This window comes from Paraburkholderia sediminicola (assembly GCF_046030555.1).
Classification (GTDB): domain Bacteria; phylum Pseudomonadota; class Gammaproteobacteria; order Burkholderiales; family Burkholderiaceae; genus Paraburkholderia; species Paraburkholderia sediminicola_E.
In genome coordinates this window covers 414,284-430,356 of the sequence record NZ_JAQQCH010000002.1, presented here as the reverse complement: position 1 = coordinate 430,356, position 16,073 = coordinate 414,284, and the positions used below count along the sequence as shown (strand labels likewise).

At 62.8% G+C, this 16,073-nt stretch carries 12 protein-coding genes; 9 read left to right on the top strand and 3 right to left on the bottom strand.

The genetic code is table 11. The annotated features are described in order from the left end of the window. Positions 1–18 precede the first annotated feature (18 nt). The 8 genes from PQQ52_RS05135 (at position 19) to PQQ52_RS05100 (ending at position 8,814) form a co-directional block, all read left to right on the top strand. Positions 19–702 carry a Fe2+-dependent dioxygenase gene (locus PQQ52_RS05135; protein WP_408207465.1) on the top strand — a complete coding sequence of 228 codons (684 nt, stop codon included), beginning with the start codon at positions 19–21 and terminating at the stop codon, positions 700–702. Positions 703–1,123: 421 nt separating this feature from the next. Further along, the gene (locus PQQ52_RS05130; protein WP_408207463.1) at positions 1,124–1,867 is read left to right on the top strand and encodes a 2Fe-2S iron-sulfur cluster-binding protein; all 744 of its coding nucleotides are present in this window, start codon (positions 1,124–1,126) and stop codon (positions 1,865–1,867) included. A 13-nt stretch (positions 1,868–1,880) separates the two neighbouring features. Then, entirely contained in the window at positions 1,881–2,882 is a 1,002-nt protein-coding gene (locus PQQ52_RS05125) for an FAD binding domain-containing protein (protein ID WP_408207461.1), read from the top strand. Continuing rightward, entirely contained in the window at positions 2,879–5,101 is a 2,223-nt protein-coding gene (locus PQQ52_RS05120) for a xanthine dehydrogenase family protein molybdopterin-binding subunit (RefSeq protein ID WP_408207459.1), read from the top strand. Before PQQ52_RS05125 ends, PQQ52_RS05120 begins: the two co-directional genes overlap by 4 nt. A 73-nt stretch (positions 5,102–5,174) precedes the next feature. Continuing rightward, positions 5,175–5,762, top strand: a complete 588-nt coding sequence (locus tag PQQ52_RS05115) for a nucleotidyltransferase family protein (RefSeq protein ID WP_408207457.1) — start codon at positions 5,175–5,177, stop codon at positions 5,760–5,762. Positions 5,763–5,910: 148 nt separating this feature from the next. After that, positions 5,911–7,482: a UdgX family uracil-DNA binding protein gene (locus tag PQQ52_RS05110; RefSeq protein WP_408207455.1), complete on the top strand. Its 1,572-nt coding sequence runs from the start codon at positions 5,911–5,913 to the stop codon at positions 7,480–7,482. A gap of 333 nt (positions 7,483–7,815) precedes the next feature. Next, on the top strand, positions 7,816–8,520 hold the full coding sequence (locus PQQ52_RS05105; RefSeq protein WP_408207453.1) for a PIG-L deacetylase family protein: 705 nt from the start codon (positions 7,816–7,818) through the stop codon (positions 8,518–8,520). Positions 8,521–8,673: 153 nt separating this feature from the next. After that, positions 8,674–8,814 (top strand): hypothetical protein, encoded by a 141-nt coding sequence (locus PQQ52_RS05100; RefSeq protein WP_325044839.1) that lies wholly within the window; start codon positions 8,674–8,676, stop codon positions 8,812–8,814. Positions 8,815–8,858: 44 nt separating this feature from the next. Here the strand turns inward: PQQ52_RS05100 and PQQ52_RS05095 are convergent, their stop codons facing one another. From PQQ52_RS05095 to aepX, 3 genes are read right to left on the bottom strand one after another with little or no spacing between them, the layout of a single operon-like run. Further along, entirely contained in the window at positions 8,859–9,926 is a 1,068-nt protein-coding gene (locus PQQ52_RS05095) for a 2-aminoethylphosphonate aminotransferase (protein WP_408207451.1), read from the bottom strand. Positions 9,927–9,937: 11 nt separating this feature from the next. Continuing rightward, positions 9,938–11,104, bottom strand: a complete 1,167-nt coding sequence (gene aepY / locus PQQ52_RS05090) for a phosphonopyruvate decarboxylase (protein WP_408207449.1) — start codon at positions 11,102–11,104, stop codon at positions 9,938–9,940. Then, a complete protein-coding gene (gene aepX / locus PQQ52_RS05085; RefSeq protein ID WP_408207447.1) occupies positions 11,101–12,822 on the bottom strand; it encodes a phosphoenolpyruvate mutase in 1,722 nt (573 codons plus the stop codon). Before aepX ends, aepY begins: the two co-directional genes overlap by 4 nt. A gap of 1,570 nt (positions 12,823–14,392) precedes the next feature. On the opposite strand from aepX, the gene PQQ52_RS05080 reads away from it, so the two are divergent. Then, positions 14,393–15,934, top strand: coding sequence for a methyl-accepting chemotaxis protein (locus tag PQQ52_RS05080; RefSeq protein WP_408207445.1), 1,542 nt, complete (start codon positions 14,393–14,395; stop codon positions 15,932–15,934). The last annotated feature ends 139 nt before the right edge of the window (positions 15,935–16,073 follow it).

The following is a 16,073-nucleotide window of genomic DNA, read 5'->3' as shown; positions in this document are numbered from 1 at the left end:
CGCTCAGGAGTCGCGTGCATGATGCTTCATCTGCAAGGCGTACTCAGCAAACAACAGGTCGCGCAGTGCCGCGAAGTCCTCGACGCGGCCCAATGGACCGACGGCAATGTGACTTCCGGCGAACAGGCGGCGCAGGCCAAACGCAACCAGCAATTGCCCGAGGGGTCTCCCGCCGCGCGCGCGGTGGGCAATGCAATTCAGGACGCGCTCGGCCGCAATCCGCGCTTCTTTTCGGCGGCGTTGCCGCTGAAAGTCTTTCCACCGCTCTTTAACCGCTATGCAGGCGGCGACGGTTTCGGCACGCACGTGGACAACGCGATCCGTCAGTTGCGCGGCACCGACTTCCGCATCCGCAGCGATCTGTCGGCCACGCTATTTCTCGCTGAGCCGGAGTCCTACGACGGTGGCGAACTCTGCATCGAAGACACCTATGGCGTGCATCGTTCGAAGCTGCCGGCAGGCGACATGGTGCTCTACCCCGCTTCGAGTCTGCATCACGTAAGCCCGGTGACGCGTGGCATGCGGGTCGCATCTTTTTTCTGGATTCAGAGCATGGTGCGCGACGAGGGCGAACGCGCGATGCTGTTTCAACTCGACAACGACGTGCAACGTTTGGCTGCCGAAAAAGGTTCGAACGACGCAACCGTGGTCAGTCTCACCGGCATTTATCACAATCTGCTGCGCCGCTGGGCCGACGCCTGATTGAGCGGACTCCTCGCCCCACGCAAAACAGTCTTTCTTTTTGCATCCAGAAAGAAGCCACATCCGCGTATTTACTTTCCCATTCGTTAAGTGCAACGTCGGTAGTTGACACGCGCCGCCGTATTTACAGTTGCGCTGTTCGCGATTCGATCCGATTCACCGTGATCCGCTGCCGGGTCACGGCCGACGCAGTTACGCCGCGTCAACATACCGTTGCATTCGCAACGGCACCGAAATTGCTGTGTATGGTGAGTCAGTTAGATCGGGACATGCGGGTATCCGGGGCTTCGGATGCCGACGCATCGGTCACCCGCACGTCGGTCACCCGCACGTCGGTCACCCGCACGTCGGTTACCCGCCCGTCGGTTACCCGCATGTCGCCATGCCTGCACTGACCTTTCAATGGAGCCAGCAGACCGTCATGTCCACGAAAGACAAACGTCAGGATTCGGGCGATGAGCCCGCTGCCACGCCACCCCAACCGTCACGCCGCCGCTTTCTGCAATCGGCTGCCGCTGCTGCCACAGTCGGCGTGGCGCCGCATTTGCGCGCGCAAACACAAAGCCCGGCCGCGCCGCCGCCCGCCGAAGTCCATGCACCTGTGCCGGCCCGCCCGGTCACGCTGACCGTCAACGGCCGCGCTTACACGCTGCAACTCGAGCCGCGCGTGACCTTGCTCGATGCGCTGCGCGAATACGCGGGCCTGATGGGCACAAAGAAAGGCTGCGACCGCGGACAATGCGGCGCATGCACGGTGATCGCCGACGGCCGCCGCATCAATTCCTGCCTGACGCTCGCCGTGATGCATGAAGGCGAGGCCATCACGACGGTTGAAGGACTTGCCAGCAACGGCGTGCTGAGTCCGATGCAACGCGCCTTCATCGAACACGATGCGTTCCAGTGCGGCTACTGTACGCCCGGTCAGTTGTGTTCCGCGACTGCCCTGCTGAACGAATTCCGTAACGGCACGGCCAGCACCGTGACCGCCGATGTCCGCAACCGTCCGCCGCAACTTTCCGATGACGAAATCCGCGAACGCATGAGCGGCAATATTTGCCGCTGCGGTGCGTACGTGAACATCGTCGCGGCCGTGCGCGCCGTGCATGAGGGCGGCGGCCAGAACAGCGCCAGCAGCAACGGCAGCGATAACAGCGTCAACGCCTGACGGAGCGACCAGCATGGATGCGATCTCTTACGAACGCGCCGGCGATGTCGCCGGCGCCGTGCGCGCGGCGCAGCAACCGGGTGCGGTATTTATCGGCGGCGGCACCAATCTGCTCGATCTGATGAAAGGCGGCGTGACGCGGCCAATGCGGCTAATCGACATTACGCACATCAGCGGGCTCGATACGGTCACCACGCTGCCGAATGGCGGCATCCGCATTGGCGCTCTGGTGCGCAACAGCGATGCGGCCAATCATGCGCTGGTGCGCGAGCAGTATCCGCTGCTGTCGCAGGCATTCCTGGCGGGCGCCTCGTCGCAACTGCGCAATATGGCGACTGTGGGCGGCAATCTCTTGCAGCGCACCCGCTGCGGCTACTTTTACGACACCGCCTTTACGCAGTGCAATAAGCGCATGCCAGGCAGCGGCTGCGCGGCGCTCGACGGCCACAATCGCACGCATGCGATTCTCGGGGCGAGTCCGCAATGCATCGCCGTGAATCCGTCGGATATGAACGTGGCGCTTGCCGCGCTCGATGCCGTGGTGCGCGTAAACGGCCCCGCAGGCGAACGGACCATTGCGTTTGCTGACTTTCATCGGCTTCCCGGCGACCGGCCCGACGTCGATACGACACTGCAAGCGGGTGAACTGATTACCGCTGTCGATTTGCCACCCCCTTTGTTCAGCGCGCACGCCCATTATCTGAAAGTGCGTGACCGCGCCAGTTACGCATTTGCGCTGATCTCGGTAGCCGCCGCTTTGCAGATGGACGGCAATCACGTGACAAGCGCGCGCATCGCGTTAGGCGGCGTCGCGCACAAACCGTGGCGCGCGAGCGCTGCTGAGCAGATGCTCAATGGCCAGCCGCTCACGCAGGCAACACTGCATAACGCCGCAGCCGCCGCGCTACGCGATGCCAGGCCGCAGCACGACAATCGTTTCAAGGTGCAGCTCGCGCAACGCGCGATTGTGCGCGCAGTGAACCAGGCCGCGGGCCGCGTCGGAGGTGTCGCATGAATCTGATCGGTCAACCGCTCGACCGCATCGACGGTCTGCTGAAAGTCACCGGCGAAGCGCGCTATGCCGCTGAGTTTCCGGAAGCGCGGCTCGCGCACGCGGTGCTCGTCACGAGCACGATTGCGCGTGGCACGATTGCATCGATCGATGCGAGCCGCTCGCAGGCGCTGCCCGGCGTGCTGCTGGTGATGACGTACCAGAACGCGCCGCGTCTGCCGAACGGCGGCAAGCCCGCGTTGGCGCCACCGGCCGGCCGCCGTTTGTCGCTGCTGCAGGACAACGAGATTCACTACAACAACGAACCGGTCGCGGTGGTGGTCGCCGATACGCTTGAGCATGCCACCGATGCCGCGCACCAGTTGCGCATCACCTACCAGAGCAGCGCCGCGATACTCGATTTCGCACAGGCGAAGCCGAACGGACATGCACCCGACAAACCCCAGGGCCGCACAACCGACACGCAGCGCGGCAGCTTCGAGGACGGTATGCGCAGCGGCACGGTACAGGTCGACGCTGTTTACACAACGCCGATCGAGCATCACAACCCAATGGAGCCGCACGCCACCATGGCGCGTTGGGACGGCCCTCAACTCACACTCTATGACTCGACGCAAGGCGTCAGCGGTGCGGCGCTGGCGGTCGCCAAAACGCTCGGCGTCTCACCCGGCGACGTGCGCGTGATTTCGCCGTTCATCGGCGGTGGTTTCGGTTGCAAGGGTTCGTCGTGGTCGCATGTATCGCTGTGCGCGATGGCGGCGAAACAGACCGGGCGTCCGGTGCGCCTCGCGTTGGAACGGCCGCAGATGTTCGGGCCCGTCGGCGCGCGTCCGCATACCGAGCAGCATTTCGTGCTTGCCGCGCGGCACGACGGCACGCTCACCGCGATGCGCCACGACAGTATTTCGAACACGTCGATGTTCGAAGACTGGACCGAGACCTGCTGCATGGTCACGCGCATGTTGTACTCGGTACCCAACCAGGTCACGACGCACCGGATCGTGCCGATGAATCTCGGCACGCCGACCTTCATGCGCGCGCCCGGCGAGACAACCGGCTCGTTCGCGCTCGAATCGGCAATGGACGAGCTCGCGGTCGCATTGAAGATGGACCCGCTCGCACTGCGCCTGAAGAACTACGCCGACGCCGATCCGCAGGAAAACAAGCCGTGGTCGGGCAAGTCCTTGCGCGAGTGCTACCAGATCGGCGCGGAGAAATTCGGCTGGTCGCGGCGCACCGGTGCACCGCGTTCGATGCGCAATGGCAACACGCTGATCGGCATGGGCATGGCGACCGCGACCTATCCGGCCAATCGCAGCGAAGCCGCGGCCATCGCGCGGATTCTGCCGGACGGCAGCGCCATGGTCGCCTCCGGCACCCAGGACCTCGGCACCGGCACCTATACGGTCATGACGCAGGTTGCCGCCGACGCGCTCGGCTTCGCGCCGGAGAACATCCACTTCGCTCTGGGCGATTCGTCGCTGCCGAAAGCGCCGGGTTCAGGCGGCTCGCAATCGGCGGCGAGCGTTTCACCCGCCGTGCGCGATGCCTCGATCCAGGTGCGCAACCAATTGATCGCATTGGCGCTCGCCGACGAAGCCTCGCCGGTGCACGGCATCGCGCTCGAGGACATCACGGTCGAGAACGGCTGGGTCATGAGCCGCTCGCAACCGGCGAAGCGCGATCCGGCGGCGGCGATCATCGCGCGTTCGGGCGGCAAGCCGATCGAAGCCACCTCGACGGTCAAACCCGGCGACGAGAAGCAGAAGTACTCGTTTCACTCGTTTGGCGCTGTGTTCGTCGAAGTCCATGTCGATGCCGACCTCGGCACGATTCGCGTGCCGCGTGTGGTTGGTGTGTACGACGTGGGGCGCATGCTGAACGAGAAGACCGCGCGCAGCCAGTTGATGGGCGGCATGGTGTGGGGCGTGGGAGCGGCGCTACAGGAAGAGACCTCGCTCGATACCCGCTATGGGCGCTTCACCAACGCGAATCTCGCCGAGTACCACGTGCCGGTGAATGCCGATATCGGCTCGCTCGACATCACCTTCATCGACCGGCCGGATCCGTATATCAACTCGCTCGGCGTACGCGGTATCGGCGAGATCGGCATCACCGGCGTGGTGGCGGCGATTGCGAACGCGGTGTATCACGCAACCGGCGTGCGTGTGCGCGATCTGCCCGTGACGCTCGATAAGGTGATGGGAACGATGCAGGTATGAACACATATTGCCGCTTGCCTGCCGATGCGTTGCACCGCACAATTGGTCTTATCCTTTCTACCGGTGCCCGTCCATGGCCTACGCTTCGCTCGCCACTGGCGTGTTGCTCGCCGCCGGCCTCGGTTCGCGCTTCGACCCGGACGGGCTGCAGAACAAGCTGCTCGCGCGCATGCCCGATGGCACGCCGGTCGCGCACGAAGCCGCGCATCGGCTGCTGCGGGTTGTCAGCCGCGTGCTGGCCGTCGTGCGACCGGGTTCTGACGCGCTCGCCCGTCTCCTGAACGACGCCGGTTGCGACGTGGTGTTCACCGCGAATGCCGAACGTGGCATGGGCGCGAGCCTCGCCGCCGGCATTGAAGCCAGCGACGATGCCGAGGGCTGGCTCGTCGCACTCGCCGACATGCCGCGCATCGCCACCACGACGATCGAAGCAGTGGCGCGCACGCTCGACGGCGGCGCTTCAATCGTCGCGCCGTTTTATCAGGGACAGCGCGGCCACCCGGTCGGCTTCGGCATCGAACATCGGGACGCACTGATCACGCTCGACGGCGACACCGGCGCGCGCTCGCTGCTGATGTCGCAGCATGTGGTGCGGCTGGACGTCGACGACCCCGGCATTCTGTGCGACGTGGATACGCCGGAAGATCTGCGCAACGTTTAGCTTAGCTTTAGCGCGAGCGCAGCGCCTGCCAGGCGGCGGGCTTGATCCAGGCCGGCGTTTGGGCGCATACTGTATATCCATACAGTATTCTGGACGTATGGATTGGCGCATGGCGGCACGACGCTGCGCGCATCCACGGCGCGTCAGCATGAAACGCATTCCGATTGAACCTTCGTTCGCCGCATGGCGGCGCGCCGCACGGGCGCTGCTGCGGCAAGGTGTCGAGCCATCGCAGATCGAGTGGCTTGAGTCCGGGAATGAAGCGGCGGCCGAAAGCGGTGGGGATGGCCTTGGCTCGGGGCAAATTGCGCAATCTTCGGCAACTTCCGTAGCTGAAAGTCTCTCCAGCAGTATCTCCAGCACGGCTGCTGTCGAGGTGCCAAATGAGGTGCCAAATGAGGCGCCAAACGAGGTGCCAAACGCCGAGCCCGCTCGCACTGGCACAGCGATCCCTGCTACGCCCGCGATTCCGCGCGAACTGCTCTCCTGGCTCAAAACCGCTGCGTGCTTCCGCGCGCCGGACCGCTGGGCGCTGCTGTATCGCGTCCTCTGGCGGTGGACGCGCGCCGAGCGCAACGTCCTCGATCTCGACGATCCCGACGGCGCGTTGCTCGATCAACGCATCAAGGCGGTCGAACACGAAACCGCCGATCTGCAGACACTCACACGGTTCAGGCGCCGTGATCCGTCGATGGGGCTGCCCGAATTCGTCGGCTGGTACGAGCCGCATCATGACCTGCTGGAGCGCGCCGCCGCGCTGTTCGCCACGCCTATGGGCGATTCCACCTGGATGCTCGCCACGCCGTACGGAGCGGTGTTCTGGAACGGCATGTTGCTGCGCATCGACCGGCCGCTGACGCAGGAACCCCCGCAGACCATGCTGGCGCTGCCAGAAAGCGCCATGAGCGGCGAAGCCGTCACCAGCATGCCCACGGAGGCGCTCTGGCTCGCGTATTACGCCAACGCCTTCAATGGCCAGCCCTCGCCCGTGCCGTTGCGTTACTGGAGAACGCCGCCCGCGGGCCCGCCGTTGCCCGCACACCTCGCGCGCGCACGCAGCCGTCTCGGCGCGCAAAGCGCCGCCGTCACCGTCCCGCCCGCGCCGCCAGTCGAGTATTCAGCGGTGACGCCACCCTTACGGGAGCCCACGGGTCCGCTCGCCACCTGTCGGCGCTGCGCGTTATGGCGCAATGCGAAGCAGGCGGTTGCGGGCATCGGGTCCGCCTATGCGGCGATCATGGTGGTCGGCGAACAGCCGGGCGAATACGAGAACCAGCACGGCGAGCCCTTCACCGGCCCGGCCGGTCAACTGCTGGACGTCGTGCTGGCGCGCGCCGGTCTGGAACGGGGCGCGCTTTATCTGACCTATGCCGTCAAGCATTACAAATGGGAAACGCTCGACGAGGAGCGCGTCCATCGAACGCCCGTGCGGCGCGAAGTCGAGGCTTGCCAGTACTGGCTGGAAAAAGAACTGACGCGGATCGCGCCGCGTGTGGTGGTCACGCTGGGCGCAACCGCGCTGAAAGCGCTGACCGGGGCGCACGTCAGTCTGTCCGAATACCTGGGCCAAACCATCGCCCATGAAGGACGCCTGATCGTGCCGGCCTGGCATCCGTCGTATGCGCTACGAACGGCCGACGCCAGTTTGCGCGACGACATCGTGGCGACCATTGCGATGGCGTTCAGCCGCGCGGCAGCGCTGGCGGCCAAGAGTGCGTAGCCAGCAGGACTAAAAAAATAAGCGCTCACCGCAAGCGATTAATCCGGCTAATCGCTCATATCCTGGCAGTTACGCCTACGCGACGCACGCCCGCCAGCAGGTCCGCCAAAGGTGAGCAGGTTCGGGATAGGCCAGATGCGCAAAGGTGAGCCTCTGCGGGAAGCCACCGCGGAATCAGCCCAGTCAGGCATGCGGTTTGCGTTAGCCACAACGATTACACAAGCCGCGCCGATTCCGCCTAAGCTGATGTGACGCCGCACATCCAGCAAGCTTGTCTCGCGCGATATTAAAGCTTCGAATGCGGCCTCGCGCCTTCGAAACCACCACACGTCCATGAGCGAAACCAGCCCACGTCTTTTTATCGTCTCGCCCCATTTCGACGACGCCGTCTTCAGTTGCGGCGCATTACTCGCCGCCCATCCTGACGCCGCGGTCTGCACGGTGTTTGCCGCACCGCCCGAGCAGGAAATGCATACCGAATGGGATGAAAAGTCAGGTTTCACGAGCGCCCGTCAGGCCATCCGCGCCCGCACGCGGGAAGACAACCTGGCGCTGGAGGTACTCGACGCAATTCCGCTACGCATGCCGTTTCGCGACGGCCAATACATGGACTCGCCGTCGATCAGCAAGTTGGCGGCGGTGCTTGAAGAGACCATCTATCGCACGACCGCGAACACGCTGCTGATGCCACTCGGTCTGTATCACGACGATCACGTACGGGTGTTCGAAGCCTGCTGCGAAATCCTGCCGCGCCTGTCGCATCTCACGTGGTTCGCCTATGAAGAGGCGATTCACCGCCGTACGCCGGGTGTCGTGCAGGCACGGCTCGCCGACCTCGTGCAACGCGGCATCGTCGCAACGCCGGCCTATCCGAGCGCAGGCCATACGATCGATCCCCAGCGCCGTACCCAGCTCAAACGTGAAGCGGTCAACGCCTACCAAAGCCAGCTGCGCGCTTTCGGTGCGGGCTTTTACGACGACGTTTTCGCCGCCGAGCGTTACTGGCAATTGAGCGTGGGCCGCCGCACGCGAAAGTAAGGACCGCGTCGTGTGCCGGATCGCCTACGCTTGAAGGGAATGACCGGGGCTTATGCGCATTCGACCGGCTGTACCGCCTGCTTTTCGGCTCGCTTGTCGGTCCACGTCCAAGCCCTCTTCCCAACTAAAAGAGGTGATGCAATGAGCTACGACATGCATACCAGTCCGATTCCCGACCCGAACGCCGATCCAAACCGCGACCCGGAAAGCGATCCGCTGGTGCCCCCGTCGCCCGGTCATCACACCGAGGAGCCGCAGCGGCCCGATGGACCGCCGGACAAAGACCCGGTGTGACACTGCGGATCATGACCCGGCGAGCGCGTGAATGAACGCGCGCTTTAGCGCGTCAGCTCGCTAAAGCCTTGCAGCAGACGGTCGATGTCGGCGGCGTGGATATTGCCCATCGTCGAGATACGGAACAACTCGGCCGACAAGCCGCCCTGCCCCGCATAGATGACGAAACCACGCGCTTTCAGCGCGTCGTGCAGTTGCGGATACGACACGCCGTCCGGCAAGCGGTATGCGCGCAGCACCACCGACGACTGCTCCGGCGGCAACACGCTGCCGACGCCGCGTTCAGCCAGGCCCGCGCGAGCCTGCTCGGCGAGCGCTGCGTAACGCGCGTGACGCGCTTGCCAACCGCCTTCGTCGGCGAGTTCGCGCAACGCTTCGACTAGCGCGTAATACGCATGGACCGACGGCGTGAACGGCGTATTGCGCTGGTCCTGCAAACGCGCGAGGCGCCCGAGGTCCAGGTAATACGTGCGGCTCGCCGCCTGCGCGAGCGCCGCGCGCCGTACCAGCACGAACGACGCGCCCGGCACGCCGTGCAGACACTTGTTCGCGGTCGCCGCGACGGCGTCGAGACTGGCGTCAGCGAAATCGATCGCTTCCGCGCCGAAGCTGCTAACGCCATCCACCAGCAGACGCAAACCACGCTCGCGGCACAGCGTCCCGAGCGCTTGCAGATCGTTCAGACGTCCCGTCGTGGTTTCGTGATGAATCACGGCGACGTGCGTGAACGCTTTGTCCGCGTCGAGGCGTTCGGCGATCTTCGCGAGATCCGGCGCCTGCATCCAGTCGTGTTTCAGCGACTCATGCGCGATGCCGTATTGCGTGGCGATCTGCGCAATACGCTCGCCGTACACGCCGTTTTCCACCACCAGCAGCTTGCCATTTTGCGGCACCAGCGCGGCGGTCATGCTTTCAACAGCAGCCGTGCCGGAACCGGTCATCAGCACCGCTTGCCATTCGTTTGCGTCGAGGCCGTACAGATCGACCAGACGTGTGCGCGCCTCTTCCTGCAAGTCGAAAAACTCGCTTTCGCGGTGGCACAGATCCGTTTGCAACAGGCTGTTGCGGACACGTTCGGTGAGCGTCACCGGGCCGGGGTTGAGCAGCAACATGAGCGCACTCCTTAAGCGGCGCCGATGTGGCGCATCAGGCGCGTCTTCACATCGGGCGGGGTGATAGTGGGACGCGGCAGGCCGTCGGGCGTACCGCGGCGAATCGCCAGTCGGGCAAAGCGCGGGCCATTGGGCGACGGCGCCGTTTCAAGCAGTTCATCGATCACGCTGATATCGTCGCTTTCAACCGCCGACGCATAACCGCAAGCCGCGGCGACGCCTGCAAACGACACCTGCGACGACACCGTCATCTGGCCACCGGTCGAGTCGTGCGCGCCGTTATCGAGCAGCACGTGCGTGAGATTCGACGGACCGTACGCACCGAGCGTCGCGAACGCGCCCATGCGCATCAGCGCGGCGCCGTCGCCGTCGAGCGCGACCACGTGCAGGTCCGGACGCGCGAGGGCGAGACCCAGTGCGAACGGCGTCACACAACCCATCGAGCCGACCATGTACAACTGATTGGGACGGTCGTCGATGGCATAGAGTTCGCGGCCACAAAATCCGGTCGACGCGAGCACGACCGTCGATTCGAGCGGCGTGTGCGCGATGACTTTCTGTAACGCGTCGTGACGTGAAGCCAGTTCATTTTGCGCCACGTTCCTGAATTGCGAACGCGGCACTACCGGCACACGGCGAGCGCCCGCATGACCCTCTTTCAACTCATAGGGCGCCACGCTGCCCTTTTGCATCACGAGCGCATACGGCCGGCCGGTTTCATCCATGTGGGCGATGGCGCGATCCAACGCCGGGCCGATCGCGTCGGCCTCGGTCGGGAAGGTCTCCCACGGAATTTCCATCGTATCGAGCATCGAGGGCGTGACCGGCCCCATCAGCGCGTGCTGCGGTTCGTCCGCGACGCCGGGTTGCCCGCGCCACGTCACGATCAGCAATTGCGGCAGACGGAAGGTCCATGTAAGCGAGGTCAACGGACTCACCGCATTGCCGAGGCCGGAGTTCTGCATCATCGTGATGCCGCGCCGGCCGTTCTGCGCGCCAAGCGTCACGCCCGCGATCAGCGCGACCGCATCGCCTTCATTGGCCGCCGAGACGTAGTGCAGCGATTCATCCTGCAACACGTAATTGATGAACGGCGTCAGATACGAGCACGGCACACCTGCATACCAGTCGAAGCCACGCTCGCGAGCCGCCTCGACGAACTGTGCCGCCTCGATCATTGCGCGGCTCCGCTGGCTTCGTTCGTCTTGCTGCCGACCGCTGCGGCGAACGGCGCTTGCGCATGCGCGAAATCGCCTGCACGACGGAAGTCTTCCAGATCGTTCACACCGCGCCAGTGACCATGCACGTATTGCACTTCGATCGCTTCACCCGCTTCGATCAGCGCATTCAGCAGCGCGGGCATGTCAAGCGAATCGAAATCCGGGCGCGCCTGCAGTTTGCCGAGTACCGCTTGCAGACGCTCACGCCCCTCGCCGCGCACATTCAACAGACCGACCCAGCGACCGTGCGGCGTTTGCGAAGCGATGGCGGAGGTTGCTTCCTGTCCACTCGACACGTGACGCAGTGTGACCTTGCTGCCGAACAGGCCGCGATCGTCGCCCGCCGAGCACCATGCGAAATCGCGCACGCTGGCGTTTTCCGCATCGGTCAGCGACGAATCGACTACCACGCTGAACGCTGCTTCGCTCTCGACCAGGTCGCGCAGGATGTAGCTGCGGAACAGCAGATCGCCGTACGAGATGACGGTGTCGCCGGTGAGCTTGTCGGCCGCGCACGCGAGCGACGCCAGTTCACCGGTTTGCGCATGACGTTCGTTGACGACCAGCTTGATACCGGCCGTATCGATCGCATCGGCGCGATAACCGCCGACCACGGTGATGTCATTGACGCTCTGCTTCTTGAACGCGTCGACGAGCCAGCGCAACAGCGGCTTGCCGGCGATCGGCAGCATGACTTTCGGACGATCTTCGGTGACGGCTTCGAGCCCTTTGCCGCGGCTTGCCGCGAGCACGACGGCCGCACCGGCTGCGCGTCCGCTCGACAGGTAGCGGTCTTCTGCTTCCGAGTATTCGTCGGCGTCTTGCAGACGGAAGATTTCGTTGACTGCGGCGATGCTGTCTTCGACGTTGACGAGCGTTTCACTCGAGTGAATTTCCTTGGCGACGGCTTGCATGGCCGAGGTCGCGGCGCGGATCAGATGATTCGCCCAGATGACCGTGCTGATGCCGGCCTCACGGAAGACTTCAGTGGGCGTGCTGTAGTACTTGGTCGGCACGATGACGAGCGGCCCGCGGCCGGCCCATTCGCGCGCGAACTCGAGAATTTCGTCCGGACGCGAGAGCTTGCTGTGAATCAGGATCGCATCGGCGCCTGCTTGCCGATAGGCTTCCGCGCGACGCAGCGCTTCGTCCATGCCCCAGCCGGCGATCAGAGCTTCGACGCGCGCGACGATCGAGAAGTTTTCATCCGACTGCGAGTCTTTACCGGCTTTGATCTTGCCGCAGAACTCGTCCATATCGGCGAGCGGCTGGGCTTCGCCATTGATGAAGCTATTCGTTTTCGGGAATTGTTTGTCTTCGATACAGACGCCGGCGATGCCGCGTTGTTCGAGTTTGCGCACGAGACGGCGCACGTTGTTGAAGTTGCCGTAGCCGGTATCGCCATCGAGGAGGATGGGCAGATCGCTGGCATCGGCCATGAATTCGAGGGTGTCGACGACTTGCGTCCAGCTGGCTTCGTTGTTGTCGCGGACGCCGAATTGGGCGGAGATCGCGAGGCCCGAACCCCAGATCGCCTTGAAACCGGCTTCGCGGACGATACGGGCGGAGAGACCGTTGTGGGCCTCCATCATGAATTCGAGTTCGTTGCTGACGAGCATCTGGCGCAGGCGTGCGCTGCGGGAAGCGGCGATGAATGCAGGTTCGCGGGCGTTCATTTTCTTTTACTCCTGGTGGCGGGCTTATTGGTGCTCTTTTTTTGCCCGGCTGGCGACTGGAAAATGGCGACTATAGCTGAAATCGTTTTTATTCGGCGTGTGGGTGGGATTTGGTTTTTTCCATGTTGTTGTTAAGTGGGAAAATGTGCTGTTTTTTGCATTTCATGCAGTGTCATCTGAATTTGGATTTTTTTGGCGTTATGTGGAGGAATGTGATTTGAGCCCTGCGGGGCTTGGGTTTGTGGGGTTTTTGTTTTAGTTTTTTTGTTATCTGGTTGGATTTTTTATATTTCCTTGGTTTATTCGGTTTCTGGATTAATTGCGTTATTGGTCTATTAGCGGTTTCCCCTGTGCAGGGCGGCACTTGCTTTCTTCGGAGTGTCTGATTTTTTGTGGTGTTGGACTTTCCTTGTTTTGTTATTGGTCTATTAAGGTTCGCCCCTGTGCGGGGCAGGCACTTACTTTCTCGGGAGTGTCTGATTTTTTTGTGGTCTTGGCCTTTCCTTGTTTTGTTATTGGTCTATTAGCGTTCGCCCCTGTGCGGGGCAGGCACTTACTTTCTTTGCCGCCGCAAAGAAAGATAAGCAAAGAAAGCGGCTCACCCCGCTAATTCTTAAGCGGGTCCCCCGCACAGTTGCGGTAGTGGTGCATCTGGAATCCGTGCCCTCGCACATTCGGCACTAATGACAAAGCGCTCATCAGCTCCCACTCCGCACTGCGTGCGTCGCGGATGGGTATGCATGGGAAACCACGGGCTTCGCTTGGGCGCGGCGGGGGCCATCAGCTTCGACTCGGCGAAGCGCCCAAGTATTCAATGAACAAGCTCCACCAGTGAATGAAAAACCGAGCTCGTCAGCGGTCCAATTAAAACGCCTGGATACAGTTGTGGCGGTGGCGGTGGCGGTGGCGTGCTGTGCTGTGCTGTGCTGTGCTGTGCTGTGCTGTGCTGTGACTGTAGCAATGGCAGGCCACGACACTGAGCGAAACGCGGGTACGAAAACGTAGTGGTTGGTTTTATGAAGTGGGCTTCGGCGCGCGCAGCGTCGCTGGAAGTATGACGCCCTTGTCACCGATGCGGAATGTGCGAAGGCACGGATTCCAGATGTGCCACTACCTCCTCCAAGCCAGGGGACCCACTTAAGAATTAGCGGTTTGAGCCGCTTTCTCTTGCTTACTTCTCTTTGCGGCGGCAAAGAGAAGTAAGTGCCTGCCCCGCACAGGGGCGACGCTAATAGACCAATAAGAATTCAAGGAAAGGCCAAAGACCAAAGACCAAAGACCAAAGAACCCAGATCAAGGAAACGCCAACGCCACAGGCCAACAGACAAACAGACAAACAGACAAACAAGCGCCGCGCAGGCAAAAGAAACGGCCACCCCCAAACCCCCAATTAACCAGACAAAAGAAACAACGGGTTTCCCCTCCCCTGCGGAGCAGAGAACAAGAAGCCGTAAACACAGTAAGCACCAAGCCAATCGCTGCAAGCGAAAAGAGCGAAAGAGCGAAAGAGCAAAAACCCCTGACCGACCACCTCGCGAAAGCGAAAGCAAAAAAGCAAAACCCCATTGCTATGACTCTGAACAAAAAACTAGCTTCAATGATCGCCGTCCTCTGGATCGGCCTGATTCTGATCGGCGGCTTCGGCGCATGGCAAAACCGCGCGTCGATGATCTCGGACCGCCGCGATCAACTCACCTCGCTGATCGACCAGGCGAATCACATCGTCAACCGCTACTACACCCTCGCGCAGCAGCACACGATCACGGAAGACGAAGCCAAAAAGCAGGCGCTCGAAACGCTCGCCGCCATGCGCTACGGCAAAGACGGCTATATCTCCGTCAACGACTCGCAGCCGGTCATGCTGATGCATCCGATCAAGAAGGAAATGGTCGGTAAGAACATGGCGCAGTTCGCCGACCCGGCCGGCAACCATCTGTTCGTCGACATCGTCAACGCGGGCAATCACGACGGCGGCGGCTTCGTCGACTATCTGTGGGCCAAGCCGGGCAGCGACAAACCCGTGGCGAAAACCAGCTTCGCGATCCACTTCGCGCCGTGGGACTGGTATCTCGTCACCGGCATGTACATGGACGACGTGCAGCACGCGTTCTACGCCAATCTGCTGCGCTGGCTCGTCATCACGGTCACGCTCGGCGCGATCGCCACCGCCGTCATGCTGCTGGTATTGCGCAGCATCCGCCGCACGCTCGGGGGCGATCTCGAAGTCGCGGTCGATGCCGCGCAACTCATGGCGCGCGGTAATCTCGCCACGCGCGTGCCGGTGCACATGAACGACACCGGCAGTCTGCTGCACGCCCTCCACACCATGCAGGCCGGTCTCGTCGATACGGTTTCGCGCGTGCGGCTCGGCACCGAAAACATCAACATTGGTGCGACCGAAATCGCCGCCGGCAACACGGATCTGTCGCAGCGCACCGAGGAACAGGCCGCGGCACTCGTCGAAACGGCGTCGAGCATGGATCAGATGACGGTCAACGTGAAGCAGAACGCGGACAGCGCGCTGCAAGCGGCGCAACTCGCCGGTCAGGCCGCGGATGTGGCCACGCGCGGCAGCCGCGTCGTCGACGACGTGGTCCGCACGATGGGCGAAATCACCAGCAGCTCGCGGCAGATCGGCGACATCATCGGCGTGATCGACGGCATCGCGTTCCAGACCAACATCCTCGCGCTCAATGCCGCCGTCGAAGCGGCCCGCGCGGGCGAACAGGGACGCGGCTTCGCGGTGGTCGCAGCAGAAGTGCGCAGTCTCGCGCAGCGCTCGGCTACGGCCGCGAAGGAAATCAAGGCGTTGATCGAGACGTCTACCCATACCGTCGAAGCGGGCGCATCGCTGGTTGCCAATGCCGGATCGACCATGGGTGAGATCGTGCAGTCGGTACGCCGCGTCAATGAAATCCTGGAAGAGATCAGCAACGCGTCGCGCGAACAGAGCGCGGGTATCGAACAGGTCAATCGCGCGGTCGGCGAAATGGATCAGGTCACCCAACAAAATGCCGCGCTCGTCGAAGAAGCCGCCGCCGCGGCCCATTCGCTGAAGGACCAGGTAGGCGTGCTGCGCGAGGCGATCTCGAGCTTCGCTTTGCCGGCCTGAGGCCGCCGGCTCTTTTCTGGCGGTGGGACGTCAGGGGGAAGCGAGGCAAAAAAAGAAGGCGCTCGACAGGCAGGGAGCGCCTCTTTAACACGCCGCGTCGGAGTCGACGCATTAATCGAACGAAGCAGCCGCGCGGATT

Bases quoted from the DNA above. Each gene is read 5' to 3' on its own strand.
- PQQ52_RS05135 (WP_408207465.1), top strand. From the start codon at position 19: ATGATGCTTCATCTGCAAGGCGTACTCAGCAAACAACAGGTCGCGCAG.
- PQQ52_RS05130 (WP_408207463.1), top strand. From the start codon at position 1,124: ATGTCCACGAAAGACAAACGTCAGGATTCGGGCGATGAGCCCGCTGCC.
- PQQ52_RS05125 (WP_408207461.1), top strand. From the start codon at position 1,881: ATGGATGCGATCTCTTACGAACGCGCCGGCGATGTCGCCGGCGCCGTG.
- PQQ52_RS05120 (WP_408207459.1), top strand. From the start codon at position 2,879: ATGAATCTGATCGGTCAACCGCTCGACCGCATCGACGGTCTGCTGAAA.
- PQQ52_RS05115 (WP_408207457.1), top strand. From the start codon at position 5,175: ATGGCCTACGCTTCGCTCGCCACTGGCGTGTTGCTCGCCGCCGGCCTC.
- PQQ52_RS05110 (WP_408207455.1), top strand. From the start codon at position 5,911: ATGAAACGCATTCCGATTGAACCTTCGTTCGCCGCATGGCGGCGCGCC.
- PQQ52_RS05105 (WP_408207453.1), top strand. From the start codon at position 7,816: ATGAGCGAAACCAGCCCACGTCTTTTTATCGTCTCGCCCCATTTCGAC.
- PQQ52_RS05100 (WP_325044839.1), top strand. From the start codon at position 8,674: ATGCATACCAGTCCGATTCCCGACCCGAACGCCGATCCAAACCGCGAC.
- PQQ52_RS05095 (WP_408207451.1), bottom strand. From the start codon at position 9,926: ATGTTGCTGCTCAACCCCGGCCCGGTGACGCTCACCGAACGTGTCCGC.
- aepY (WP_408207449.1), bottom strand. From the start codon at position 11,104: ATGATCGAGGCGGCACAGTTCGTCGAGGCGGCTCGCGAGCGTGGCTTC.
- aepX (WP_408207447.1), bottom strand. From the start codon at position 12,822: ATGAACGCCCGCGAACCTGCATTCATCGCCGCTTCCCGCAGCGCACGC.
- PQQ52_RS05080 (WP_408207445.1), top strand. From the start codon at position 14,393: ATGACTCTGAACAAAAAACTAGCTTCAATGATCGCCGTCCTCTGGATC.